This window comes from Nonomuraea soli (genome assembly GCF_013761175.1).
Classification (GTDB): Bacteria; Actinomycetota; Actinomycetes; order Streptosporangiales; family Streptosporangiaceae; genus Nonomuraea; species Nonomuraea soli.
In genome coordinates this window covers 111,042-123,879 of the sequence record NZ_JACDUR010000002.1, presented here as the reverse complement: position 1 = coordinate 123,879, position 12,838 = coordinate 111,042, and the positions used below count along the sequence as shown (strand labels likewise).

The window sequence follows — 12,838 nt, the reverse complement described above, 5'->3', positions numbered from 1 at the left end:
CTCCTCGTTCAGGCGCGGAAGACGGGTGACAGCTCGGGCCAGCGCTCGGCCAGGCAGAGCACCGGCGGCCGGTCCAGGGGCGCGGCGAGCGTCAGGGATCGCCCGCCGGAATGGGTCTCGCCGGTCCAGACGTCCACCCACTCGCCCTCGGGCAGGTAGGCCTCGACCTGGTCGACATCGGGTTCGGTGACGGGCACGACGAGCAGCGCGTCGCCGAGCTTGTACTGCAGCGGGTAGGCCCAGGCGGCCTCGTCGCCCGGGTGGTCGAAGAACAGGGCGCGCATCAGGGGCGCGCCGCCGCGCACGGCCTTGGCCGCCTCGCCCGCCAGGTACGGCACCAGCCGCTCGCGCAGCTTGGCGAAGGCGCGGAACATCGGGATGACGCGCTCGTCGCCGCTCTGCCCGGCGATGTTCCACGGGGTGCGGTCACGCCTGGGCGTGCGGTGGTGGTTGAACTCCGAGTGGTACTGCATGATCGGCATGAACACGCTGGTGCCGGCGGCCCGCAGGTACAGCTCGGCGCCGGGCACCGGGCCGGAGAAGCCGGCCAGGTCCCAGCCCCAGTAGACGATGCCGCAGGCGCCTGCGGTGATGCCGGCCCTGATCGAGGAGCGGAAGGCCTCCCAGGTGGAGTCCTCGTCACCGGCCCAGAACGCGCCGTGCGGCTGCGACCCGGCGAACCCGGCCCTGCTGAAGGTCACCGGCGCCTTGCCCGACTCGCGCAGCAGGTCGCCGAAGGCGCGGGCGTAGTGCACGGGGAACAGGTTGTTGCCGTCGGCTCCCCGCCGGCCGTCGGCGTAGCGCAGGTCGTGGCCCCAGGCGTGCTCGCCGCCGTCGGTCTTGAACCCGTCGACGCCGACCTCGTCGACGAGGTAGCGGCGCTTGGCCGTCCACCACGCGCGCACGCTCGGGCTCGACAGGTCGGGCATGAGCGCCAGCGGGAACCACCAGCCCCGGTTGCGGTAGGGCCGGCCGTCGGCCTCCCTGACGCCGTACCCCCGTTCGACGAGCTGCCGGGCGTCGACGGCGGCCTGATGCGTGGGGTGGGGGCGCGTCTTCTGCAGCGGGATCTGCCACAGCAGCACCTTGATGCCGCGCTCGTGCAGCTCGTCGACCATGCCCTTGGGGTCGGGCCACGGCCCGTCCGCCGGGAAGGTGTAGTCGGCCAGGGTGTGGGGCTCCTCCCCCGGCTCGTACTGCGCGCCACGGAAGGCGGTGAAGGTGCTCTCGTCGCTCCACGCCTCGATGACCAGCGCCCCGACCGGCACGTCGTGCTCGCGGTGGGCGTCCATCTCGGCCATGACGCGAGCCTGGGTGTTCCACTCGTTGCCGCTGGCCCACAGGCCGAACACCCAGTCGGGCAGCTCGGCGGGGCGGCCGACGTCGTCGAGGAAGGCGTCGAGGATCCGCGCGGGGCTGCCCTCGTAGAAGGTGACGTTGAGCTCGTCGCCCTCGGCCTCGACGGTGAGGGTGTCGCCCACGTCGTACCAGGTCCTGCGGGAGGTGGCCACGTGGAAGCCCCAGCTGCGCCCGCCGCCGACGACGATCGCGAACGGCATCGGCAGGTAGGTGCGGCCGTGGGCGCCCTGGGCCTTGTACTGCTCGAAGACGACCGAGTCGAGCGAACGGCCGCGCTGGTCGACGCTGTCGAAGCGCTCGCCGAAGCCGACGACGTGCTCGCCGGGGGCCAGGGCGATCTCGAACCGGCCGCGCAGCACGCCGTCGCCGTCGGCCAGCCAGCGTGCGCTGCCCGGCACGATGCGGTCGGCGCCGCGCGCGGTGAGCTTGCCGCCGCCGTCGTGCCAGCTCGCCGCGGTGACGTCGAACCACCGGCTGGTACGGCCTGCGCCGGTCTCGGTGGTGGCGACGAAGCGGTAGCTGTAACGGTGACCGCCTGCCAGGGGAGGGGTGGTGACGCTCCACGAACCGGAGGCGGCCCGCGCGGCCCTGGCCTGCGCGGCGGCCAGATGCCCGCCGTCGAGCTGCCCTTCCTCCGCGCCGTCCTGCGCGGAACCCGCCCTGGTCAGCCGGAGCTCGGTCTCGTCGCGCCCGTCGACGCGCCACTGGCAGACGATCTCGCGCACCGACGCGGCGGCGCGCACCCGCAGCTCCACCGGCTGCCCGTCGAGGGGGGTGACGGGCAGGCGCTGGTCCTGGGTGTCGGCGTACGGGTGGCCCGAGCCGTACGGTCGATGGGTGATCATGCGCGGACCTCCAGCGCGTCGGCGAGCATCAAGTACATTCCGTGCGACCACAGCAGCGGCTGCGCGACCGGCCCCCACCGCTGCAGCCACTCCTGCAGCCGGGGCGGCGCGAGCAACACGTCGGAGACCTGCTCCGGCAGCTGACCTGCCGCGTCGGCCTGGGCGGCCATCCAGTCGAGGTAGCGCAGCGCCTCGGCGCGGCGTCCCGCCGCGGCGTGGTTGAGGCCCAGGAAGCCCGCCAGCAGCACCCAGCGGCCGCCGCCGTAGAAGGTGTCGGCGCGGAAACGGTGCACGCCTCCGTCGGTGGCGAGCTGGCGCTCCACCTCGGCCACCGTCGCCACGGCCACCGGATGGTCGACCGGGTAGAGCCCGAACGGCGCCACGCAGGCCAGCAGCGAGGCGTCGACGGCGTCGCCGCCGAGCCCCTGGGTGTCGAGGTCGTGCAGGGGCGCGACGGCCTCGCCCGGGTCGACGAGCGCCACCGTTCCCTGCCCGGACGGCAGCCACTTGCGCAGGTGCCCGGCGGGGGCGACGCCCTGCTCGGCCACCAGCGCGGCGATGTCGGCGACCGCCCGCTCGGCGGCGGCCGCCTCCTTGCGGGCGAGCAGGCCGCCGTCCACCGCGGCGCGCAGGCCCGCGTGCACGGCCCCGAGCGTCGAGACGTGCCGCTGGTCGACGTGCTCCTCCCACCAGTCGTAGCAGGGCTGGTTCCAGAACCAGGTCAGGTAGCGGGCGGCGACGCGGACCGCCTCGTCGGCGCCGGGCACGCGGGCCCCGTGCCGGGCGGTGTGCTCGGCCAGCGCCCACAACCACGTGCCGTAGCCGTCGAGCTGGTGGTCCCACCACTCGTCGGCGCCGTCGCCGCCGTCGAGGGTGAACCGGGTGGGCAACATCTCCGCCGCCGACACCGCGAGCCCGGCGCGGGCCCGGGCGATCAGGCCCGCCACCTGGTCGTGGCGGGCGCCGATCACGCGGGCGCACCAGGCGTGGAAGGCGCTCGCGCCGTCGGCCTGCCCTGACCGGCTCATGCCTTCGGCGATGAACGCTCCGTCACGCAGCCAGGCGTAGCCGCGATAGGCGGAGAAGGTGGGACTGGCTGGGTAGGCCCCCGACGGCGACTGATGCGTGCTGATCACATCGATGCTGCGCGCGACGAGCTGCGCCCGCGCCAGGTCGCTTCCTACGATCACTGAGTCAGTTCTCCTGAGTGGTGGGGGTTCAGCCGAGCAGCGCGTCGACCTTGGCCGCAGCCGCGGTCAGCGCTTCCTGCACGGTGGCGCGGCCGGCGGCGGCGTTGCCGAGCTCCTGGGTCACGGCGTCCTGCATCTCCTGCTGGCGCTTGATGACCGGCGGCAGCGCGATCGACTTGAGCGAGTCGAAGACCGCCTGGCGGTTGGCCGGCTTGGGGTCCTTCAGGTAGCCGTCGAGCACGGCCTGGTCGGAGACGGGCGGCAGCTCCCACGACGACTCGATGCGGGTGGTGGCCGCGACGTTCGACGACGCGAGGAACTTCGCCCAGGCGTAGGCCTCCTTGCCGTGCTTGGTGCCGGCGGAGGCGGCCACCGAGTTGTGGAAGACCGCGCTGGCCTTGGTCGCGTCACCGGGCTCGACGACGACGTCCCACTCGAATGGCACGTCCTTCAGGCCCGCGAACTGCCAGATGCCGTTGTGCCACATGGCGAGCTTGCCGGACTTGAACAGGTTGGTGTCGTAGTCGGCGGTGCCGCCGATCTCCGCCTCGGTCGGCATGGTCTTGCCGACCTTCGACACCAGCCAGGTCGCCGCTTTGACGCCCTCCGGGCTGTTGAAGGTCGACTTCTTGCCGTCGTCGGACAGGAACGTCCCGCCCGCCTGCTTGAGCGCCTTGTAGAACTCGAAGAACTGCACAGGCTGGAAGTCGCCGTAGACCTTGGCCTTCTTGTCGGTCAGCTTCTCGGCGGCGGCCTGCTCGTCGGCCCAGGTCCAGTCGGCGGTGGGCAGCGCCACGCCGGCCTTCTCGAACAGCTCCTTGTTGTAGAACAGCACGACGGTCGAGAACGAGGCGGGCAGCGCGAACTGCTTGCCCGCGTGCTTGAAGGAGTTGAGCGACTCCTCGGCGAAGCCGGTCGGCGCGGTGTCGCCGGCGACCGTGCCGAGGTCGAGCAGCGAGCCGGCGCTGGCGTAGGTGACGAAGTTCTCGTAGTTGAGCTCGAAGGTGTCGGGCGCGGTGCCGCCGGCGATGCTGGTCTGCAGCTTGGTGAAGTACTGGTCGTACGGGGCGGTCTCGACGACCACGTCGACCTTCGGGTTCTCCTTCTCGAAAGCCTGGACGATCTTGTCGAGGTCCTTCTCGTGGTCGGGGGCGGCGGAGAAGGTGAAGTAGCGCAGCGTCACCTTGCCGCCCTCGGCCGGGGTGGTGTCGCGGGTGGCGGAACCCTGGGAGCAGGCGGTGGCCAGCACGGCGAGCGCCAGGAGCGCGATGGTCTTCTTCATGGGGGGTGGTCCTTACTTGAGGCCGGACTGGGCGACGGAGGCGATGACGTGTTTCTGGGCGAAGAGGTAGAGGATGAGGATCGGCACGACGCTGACGACCGAGCCGGCCATGACGACGTTCCATTCGGTGGTGAAGCGGCCGTGCAGCTCGGCCAGGCCGAGCGGCAGGGTGAAGAACTCCGGCGAGCGCAGGATCACCAGCGGCCACAGGTAGCTGTTCCAGCTGGCCATGAAGGCGAAGATGGCGAAGGTGGCCAGCGCCGGCCTGATCAGCGGCAGCACCACGAAGGCGAAGATCCGCAGGTGGCCGGCGCCGTCGAGCACGGCGGCCTCGTCGAACTCCCTGGGCACCTGCTGGATGGCCTGCCGCAGCAGGAACACCCCGAACGCCGAGGCGACGGTCGGCGCCAGCACGGCGAAGTAGGTGTCGGTCAGCTGGAAGGTGCGCATCTCGATGAACAGCGGCACGATCAGCACCTGCAGCGGCACCATCAGCGTCGCCAGGTAGACGGCGAACAGCGCGCCCCGTCCCGGGAAGGGCAGGCGGGCGAAGGCGTAGGCCGCCATCGCGCTGGTGATCAGCTGCAGGGCGGTCGAGGCCAGGCCGATCCAGAGGCTGTTGGCCAGGATCCGCCAGAAGGGCATCGCCTCCAGCAGCCGCTCGTAGGCGCCGAGCCCGGCGCCCTCCGGGGTGAAGTCGGGCGGGGAGGCGAGCACCGCGCCGTCGGGGGTCAGCGAGGTGATGACCGCCCACGCGAACGGGAAGAGCATCACCAGCGCGCCCGCCACGACCACCAGGTACTTCAACGCCTTAGCCATAGTTCACCCACCTGCGCTGGCCGCGGACCTGGACGAGCGTGACCAGCAGCACCACGGCGAACAGCAGCCACGACAACGCCGAGGCCGCTCCGGCCCGGCCGTACTCGAAGGTCATCTTGTAGACCTGCTCGACCGCGACCTGGGTGGCGCCCCCCGGGCCGCCGCCGGTCATGACATGCACCTGGTCGAAGACCTGGAAGCCGTTGATGAGCGAGATCACCACGACGAAGAACGTCGAGGGCGACAGCAGCGGCAGCGTGATGCTGCGGAAACGCTGCCAGGCCGAGGCGCCGTCGACGCGGGCCGCCTCGTGGTACTCCCCCGGGATGGCCTGCAGCCCCGCCAGCAGGATGATCATGACGAAGCCGAGGTCCTTCCACGCCGAGGCGAGGATGATCGAGGGCATCGCCCAGGTCGGATCGGTCCACCAGCCGGGCCCGTCGATCCCCAGCAGGCCCAGCGCCCAGTTGACGATGCCGCTGGCCGGGTTGAGCAGCCACTTCCACATCAGCGCCACGACCACCCAGCTGGTGATCACCGGCAGGAAGTAGACGGCGCGGAAGAGGTTGCGGCCCTTCATCGCCCGGTTGAGCAGCATGGCCAGGCCCAGCCCGCCGGCGTACACCAGCGGCAGGTAGCCGGCGATGAAGTACAGGGTGTGCAGGAAGGCGGCCCTGGTCTCCTCCTCGCCCAGCAGTTCGACGTAGTTGGCCAGGCCCACCCACCGCATCGGCTGCAGCAGGTCCCACTCGTGCAGGCTCACCCACAGCGACCCGGCCATCGGGACGAGGGTGAACAGGGTGAGCGGGATCAGGCTGGGCAGCAGGAAGATCGCGACGGTGCCCGCGTACCGCCAGCGCTGTCCGGCCGTACGGCGGGGCGGCGCGGCGTGCCGCCTGACCTGCGGCGGCGCCTGCTCGGTGGCCAGGCTCATGACTGGGCCCCGATCAGCCGGGCGCGCACCAGCCTGCCCTGCTCCCCGGCGGCCCCGGCGGCGTCGAAGGGGGTGGCCAGCACCAGCGCCGCAGCGCCCTGCGCCCAGCTCGTCTCGTCCCAGCCCTCGACCTCGATGGAGATGTCGCGCCTGCCCGGCATGAGCTGGGCGCGCACGGCGCGGTCGAAGCCCGGCTGCCAGAACGGCCAGTGCGACACTCCCTCGCCGAGCACGACCACCACCTCGGGGTCGACCACGTTGATCAGCCCGGCGGCGGCGCGGCCCAGGATCGCTCCCGCCTCGGCGAAGACGTCGAGCGCCTTGCGCGACCCCTCGGTGGCCGCCCTGCCCAGCTCGTCGACCGACGCCGGCCCGGCCGCGCCCAGGTTCTTGGCCGCGGCGGCCGACAGCAGCCCCGACGCGCCTACGAAGGCCTCCAGGCAGCCGTAGGAGCCGCATCCGCAGGGCGGGCCGTCCTCTGCCACCGGCACGTGCCCGAACTCGCCCGCGCCGCCGCGCGCCCCCCGGTACACGCGCCCGTCGGTGACGATCGCGGCGCCGACGCCGCGCCCGATGGTGAGCACCAGGAAGTCGCGGTGCGTACGGCCCCTGCCGTACAGCCGCTCGGCCGCCGCCAGCGCGTTGACGTCGTTCTCGACCAGGACGGGCAGCTTGAGCCTGCGGCGCAGCCGCTCGCCGACCGGCATGCCCTGCCAGCCGAGCGTGGGCGCGTTGACGGTGCCGACCGCCTGGTCATCGACGGCTCCGGGCACCCCGACGCCGACGCCGAGCAGGGGCGGCCCGTCGCTGAGCGAGTCGAGCGTCGTCTCCACCGCCGCGGCCAGCTCGTCGAGCGAATGCGGCGAGGCCGGGTCGAAGGGGCGCTCCCACGAGCCGAGGACCACGCCGTCGAGGCGCACGTCGACCAGCACGAGGTGGTCGGCGGTCACCTTGACGCCGAGGGCGCGGCCCGCCGCGCCGATCAGCCCGAGCAGTTGGGCGGGACGGCCGCCGCGCGAGGGCTTGAGGTCGAGCTCCTCCAGCATGCCCGCGCCGATCAGCTCGCGGGTGAGCTGGGTGACGCTGGCGGGGCTGAGGTCGAGCTCGCGGGCGATGTCGGTACGGCTGAGCGGTCCGAGCGTGCCCAGGAGAGCGAGGATCGCCGTCCTGGTCAGGTCGCCGCGGTCAGTGCCTGCCATCAGGGGGTAACCAGGCTTTCTTCGAAAATAAAGTTAGTGGTGAAAATATGCGACCCGGCTTCGCCCGTTGTCAAGACTCCGACATCGTTCCGAAACCTAGCGGCGCGCCTCGGCTGACAGCCGGTCCAGGGCCTCCTGCCGCGTCAGGGCGGCGCCCAGCCGGAAGGCCTTGCGGTAGCCGTCCTCCCCGAGGTCCTCGCGCAGGGCCTCCACCAGGGCCCGCACCTCCGGATCGCCCTGGGCAAGCGCGCCTCGGACGACCTCGCTCACGCCCAGCCAGGTCGCCGCTCCGGCGGGGTCGCCCTCCAGTCGCAGCAGCCACGCGACGAGTTCCGCCCCCCAGCCCAGGCCGTTCGCCTGGGCCTGGGCGAACAGCGGCGGCACCACCTGCGGCAGCAGCGCCCGCGCGGCCTGCGCCTGGCCCAGCACGAGCCTGTTGCACATGCGAAATCCCGCGACCGCGTCGCTGGGCAGGCCCTCGAACGACGGCAGCCTCGCGGCCAGCGCCTCCATGCGGTCCAGATCCGCCTCGGCCTCGGCCACGTCGCCGCCCAGGCGATGCGCGATCGACACCCACGCCCACAGGTTGGTCTCCGTACGGCGGTGCCCGCGCTCCCTGGCCTGCCGCAACGCGGCGTGCAGGTCGCTCAGCGCCCCCTCCAGATCGCCGCAGTTCATCCGCGCCCGCGCGAGCCTGAGCCTGCTCCAGAGCTGGTGCATCTCGGTGCCCAGCTCGGCCGCGGCCACGACGGCGCGCTCGGCCGCGGCCAGCGACTCCAGGTGCTCCCCGCGCAGGGAGTGCTCGCTGCTGATGCGCATCAGGCACATCACCATCCCCCACCGGTCACCCACCGCCTCGAACAGGCGCAGCGCCTCGCGCCGGTCCTCGACCCCCGACCAGGGGTCGCCCTGGTTGACGCGGATCTCGTCCAGGGCGATGAGGGTGCTGGCCTTGACCCAGAGGTCAGGCGAGCGCATCGCCTCGGTCAGGTGACGTTCCTGGTCCTCCCGGCGGGCCAGCCTGGCCATGTGGAACATCGGCAGCGCCGGGTGGAAGGTCTGGGTCAGCGGCGCGGCGTCGTCGTCGCCGAGCTCCCGCAGCTCGCCGCCCACGCCCAGCGCCACGCTGAAAGCGGCGTGCACCTGGACGGGCAGCGCCTCGCCGAACCTGAGCACCTCGGTGATCGAGGAACTGAACTGGGCCGTCATACCCTTGAGCCCCCAGTACCACAGCATCGCCCTGACGAACCGCGTCGCCGCCGGGACGTCGGCCGTGTCGAGCGCGGCGCGCAGGCCGAACGCCAGGTTGTCGTGCTCGGCGTCGAACAGCGCGATGGCGCGCAACTGGTCGCCGGTCCGCAGCAGCGGCTCGTGCTCCTCCGCCAGCGCCAGGAAGTAGGCGGAGAAACGCGCGGGCGTCTCCTCCTCGGCCTCCGCCAGCCGCGCGGCCGCGTAGGCGCGGATCGTCTCCAGCATCTGGTAGCGGTCGCCGGACTGCTGCACGATCGACTTCTCCACCAGGGAGCCGATCACGTCGACGACGTCGGAGGAAGGCAGGCAGCCGTCGGCGCACACCGCCTCCAGCGCCTCGAGGCGCGCCCCGCCGGGAAAGGCCGACAGCCTGCGCGCCAGGACCCGCTCCGGCTCGCCCAGCAGATCCCAGCTCCACTCCACCACGGCCAGCAGGGTGCGCTGGCGCGGAAGCGCGGTCCTGCTCCCCGAGGTCAGCAGCCGGAACCTGTCGTCAAGACGCCGCGCGATCTCCTCCACCCGCATTGCCCGCAACCGCGCCGCCGCCAGCTCCAGGGCCAGCGGCATGCCGTCCAGCCTGCGGCAGATCTCCACCACGGCCGGGGTGGTGGAACCGTCCAGCACGAACTCCGGCCGCACGCTCGTGGCACGGTCGAGGAACAGGCGGACCGCGTCGGTATCGACCACCTCGTCGGAGGGCAGCTCCAGCGGGCCGAGATGGCACAACGTCTCGCCGGTGATCGCCAGGGGCTCGCGGCTGGTGGCCAGGATTCTCAGCTGCGGCAGCCGGGTCAGCAGCCGCTCGGCCAGCTCGGCGGCGGCCTCGACCACGTGCTCGCAGTTGTCGAGCACGAGTACCGCGTCGCCCGCGTCGAGCCGTTCCGCGAGGCGGGCGACGGGCTCGCTCCGGCCCGACTCCGCGTCGCCGTACGTCGTGGCCAGGATGCCGAGGACCGCCTCGGCGAGCGAGGCGGAGCCGGGCACGCCCGCCAGCTGCACGAACCACACCCGCCTGGGCTCGCGGTCGGCGGCCTCCAGAGCCAGCCTGGTCTTGCCCGCGCCGCCGGGACCCACGACGGTCACCAGCCGCGAGTCCGCCAGCAGCCTGCCGATCTGGCCGAGCTCGCGTTTCCTGCCGACGAAGCTGGTCAGCCGGGCGGGCAGCCGGTTGGCATGGGCGGCCGCGCCGACCGTCGCGGGGCGGTCCAGCTCGCCGCGCAGCAGCGCCAGATGCGTCGCCCGCAGATCGGACGACGGGTCGACGCCGAGCTCGTCGCCGAGCCTTGCGCGGATCTCCTCGAACGCCGCCAGCGCCTCCGACTGCCGTCCCGCCGCCGCCAGCGCCCGCATCAACAGCTCGGCCAGGCGCTCGCGCAACGGGTGCTCCGCGGCCGTCGCGCCGAGGTCGGCCAGCATCTCGGCGTGCCGTCCCAGCCGCAGCTTCGCCTCGAACCTGTCCTCCGCCGCCGCGAGCCGCTCCTGCTCCAGCTTGGTGGCGGCGTTGCGGGCGAAGGCGGCCGGCACGTCGGCCAGCGCCCTCCCGCGCCACAGGGCCAGGGCCGCGTCGAGCAACGCCAGGGCCTCGCCGCAGCGGCCCGCGGCCAGCTCGCGCCTGCCCTTGGCGGCCAGCTCCTCGAAACGGCGGGCGTCGACGTCGCCGTCGCCGATCGGCAGCCGGTAGCCGGCCGCCACCAGTTCCACGCTCCCGGCCCCGCCCAGGACCTTGCGCAGCCGCGAGACCAGCCCCTGAAGCGCGGCCCCCGCGCCACCCGGCGGATCGTCGTCCCACAGGTCGTCGATCAGGGTCTCGGCCGAGACCGGACGCCCGCCCGCCAGAGCCAGCCGGGCCAGCAGCGTGCGTAACCGCCCCGCTGAGACGTCGACGGGCGTCGTGTCGTCCGCTTGCGCCTCAACCGGACCAAGGACGGCAATTCGCACAGGGGCAGCGTGCCAGAACCTCCCACCGGCCGCCACCCGCATGGACGCCACGTCCCCGGGTAGCGGAGGCCGCATGTCACAGATGCTCGCGGGGCGCTACCGCCTGATGTCCGAGCTGGGTCGTGGCGGGATGGGGACCGTGTGGCACGCTCACGACGAGCTCCTCGACCGCGAGGTGGCGATCAAGGAGGTCGCCGGCAGCGCCGTCCGCCTTCGCAGGACCGAGCGGGAGGCCCGGCTGGCCGCCCGGCTCGACCACCCGAACATCGCCGCCGTCTACGACATGGTGCGCGAGGCCGAACGGCTGTGGATCGTCATGCGGCTGATCCACGCGCGCACGCTCGGGCGGGTCATCGCCGAAGACGGCCCGCTGCCGCCCAGCAGGGTCGCCGCGGTCGGCCTCGACGTGCTGGCCGCGCTCCAGGCCGCGCACGAGGCGGGCATCGTGCACAGGGACGTCAAGCCCGACAACATCCTGCTGCCCGAGGGCGGAGGGGCGGTGCTGACCGACTTCGGCATCGCCGCCTCCCTGGGCGACGACGGCGAGCTGACGCAGACCGACGTGGTGCTCGGCACACCCGCCTTCATCGCCCCCGAACGAGCCACCGGCGCCGCCTCCGGGCCTGCCGGCGACCTGTGGTCGCTGGGCGCCACCCTCTACACGGCCGTGGAGGGCAGGCAGCCGTTCGCGCGGGCCAACGGGATGGCCACCCTGGTCGCCGTGGTGCACGATCCGCCGCTGCCGTGCCGGCGGGCGGGCGAGCTGGAGGAGGCCATCACGGCCCTGCTCCGCAAGCAACCGGCCGCCCGGCCGGACCTCGCCGAGACGCGCGACCTGCTGCTACGGGCCAGGATCCGCTGGCAGGAACCGGGCGTTACCGGGATCGCCACCGGGACCGCCACCACCGGGACCGCCGAGACCGCTGGCGGGACCGCCGCCGGGACCGCTGCCGGGACGGCTGGGGCCGCCACCGGGAACGACCCGGCCGTGATCGGAACCGGCCCGGCCGTGACCGATCCGGCCGCGGCGGCCCTGATCGAAACGGGCATGATCGACACGGGCCTCCCCGGATCAGGCGAGCCCGAAGCCGACGTCACCGGAGCCGGGAGCACCGGGGCCGGGAGCGCCGGGGCCGGGGCGGCCGGAACCGGAGCCACCGGGCCCCGGGCCACCGACCCCAGGGCCACCGGAGCCGGGAGCGCCGGCGCCGGGGCGGCCGGGACCGGAGCCACCGCACCTCGGGCCACCGGACGCAGAGGCACCGGAACCGACGCCACCGACTCCAGGGGCGCCGGAGCCGGGGGCGATGGAGCCGGCGTGACCGCGCCCGCTTCGGCGCCGGTCCCTGCGCGGGGTGGGAGGTCGCGGGGTGGGCGGTCGCGGGGGCGGGCGCTGCATGTGGCGGCGACGATCCTGATCCTCGCCGCCGCGTTCGCCGCCGCCGCGGTGATGTCCGACGACCGGGCCGCGCACGGACCGATGGCCGTGCGCCCCTCAGACCCGCCGCCGGCGGCGGTCGCCGAGGTGGACCCCGGCGTACGTCGGCTGGACCCCGTGCGCAGGTCGGAGGCCACCCCCGACAGGACGGTCCGGTCGACGGGCGGCACGACCACGGTCAAGCACCCCAAGGCCAAAACACCCAAGGTCACGATGCCCAAGGTCACGACACCCAAGGTCAAGACGCCCAAGGTCAAGGCCCCCAACGGCAAGGCCTGGGGCCACGCCCAGGGACACGGCAACGGCAAGGGCAAGGGCCGCAAGGGCTAGCGCTGCGGCCAGAAACCCGATCACCGGCTTGGCGGGCGGCTCAGGCTGCCATGGCGAGCGTGCACCCACCCCAGCCGATCCCCTCCTCACTGCGGGAGTGGGCGAACCGCCTATCGGGGCGGGATAGGGGCGCCCGTAGGAGCGATTAAGCCTGGCATTTAGGGGCCGATCGCAGTAGCTAACGCACAACCCCGTGGGTTGGAATGAGGAACTGAAAAGAGCAGGCGCGTTGAGTTCATCGGCTTCCTTGCAT

At 73.0% G+C, this 12,838-nt stretch carries 8 protein-coding genes; 1 reads left to right on the top strand and 7 read right to left on the bottom strand.

Annotation, left to right across the window (positions count from 1 at the left end; all coding sequences use genetic code 11):
• Positions 1-8: 8 nt before the first annotated feature.
• The 7 genes from HNR30_RS07940 to HNR30_RS07910 all read right to left on the bottom strand — a co-directional run bounded on the left by HNR30_RS07940 (position 9) and on the right by HNR30_RS07910 (position 10,817).
• Positions 9-2,204, bottom strand: a complete 2,196-nt coding sequence (locus HNR30_RS07940) for a glycoside hydrolase family 31 protein (RefSeq protein ID WP_181609101.1) — start codon at positions 2,202-2,204, stop codon at positions 9-11.
• Positions 2,201-3,394, bottom strand: a complete 1,194-nt coding sequence (locus HNR30_RS07935) for a glycoside hydrolase family 15 protein (RefSeq protein WP_181609100.1) — start codon at positions 3,392-3,394, stop codon at positions 2,201-2,203. Before HNR30_RS07935 ends, HNR30_RS07940 begins: the two co-directional genes overlap by 4 nt.
• A 28-nt stretch (positions 3,395-3,422) precedes the next feature.
• Positions 3,423-4,676, bottom strand: coding sequence for an ABC transporter substrate-binding protein (locus tag HNR30_RS07930; protein ID WP_181609099.1), 1,254 nt, complete (start codon positions 4,674-4,676; stop codon positions 3,423-3,425).
• 12 nt (positions 4,677-4,688) lie between these two features.
• Positions 4,689-5,495: a carbohydrate ABC transporter permease gene (locus tag HNR30_RS07925; RefSeq protein ID WP_181609098.1), complete on the bottom strand. Its 807-nt coding sequence runs from the start codon at positions 5,493-5,495 to the stop codon at positions 4,689-4,691.
• Positions 5,488-6,429, bottom strand: a complete 942-nt coding sequence (locus HNR30_RS07920; RefSeq protein ID WP_181609097.1) for a carbohydrate ABC transporter permease — start codon at positions 6,427-6,429, stop codon at positions 5,488-5,490. The genes HNR30_RS07925 and HNR30_RS07920 overlap by 8 nt, the downstream gene beginning before the upstream one ends.
• Positions 6,426-7,628: an ROK family transcriptional regulator gene (locus HNR30_RS07915; protein WP_181609096.1), complete on the bottom strand. Its 1,203-nt coding sequence runs from the start codon at positions 7,626-7,628 to the stop codon at positions 6,426-6,428. Before HNR30_RS07915 ends, HNR30_RS07920 begins: the two co-directional genes overlap by 4 nt.
• A 96-nt stretch (positions 7,629-7,724) precedes the next feature.
• Positions 7,725-10,817: an AfsR/SARP family transcriptional regulator gene (locus HNR30_RS07910; RefSeq protein WP_181609095.1), complete on the bottom strand. Its 3,093-nt coding sequence runs from the start codon at positions 10,815-10,817 to the stop codon at positions 7,725-7,727.
• Between the two features lie 73 nt (positions 10,818-10,890).
• On the opposite strand from HNR30_RS07910, the gene HNR30_RS49115 reads away from it, so the two are divergent.
• Complete coding sequence (locus HNR30_RS49115) at positions 10,891-12,585, top strand: serine/threonine-protein kinase (RefSeq protein WP_181609094.1); 1,695 nt, start codon at positions 10,891-10,893, stop codon at positions 12,583-12,585.
• Positions 12,586-12,838: the final 253 nt, after the last annotated feature.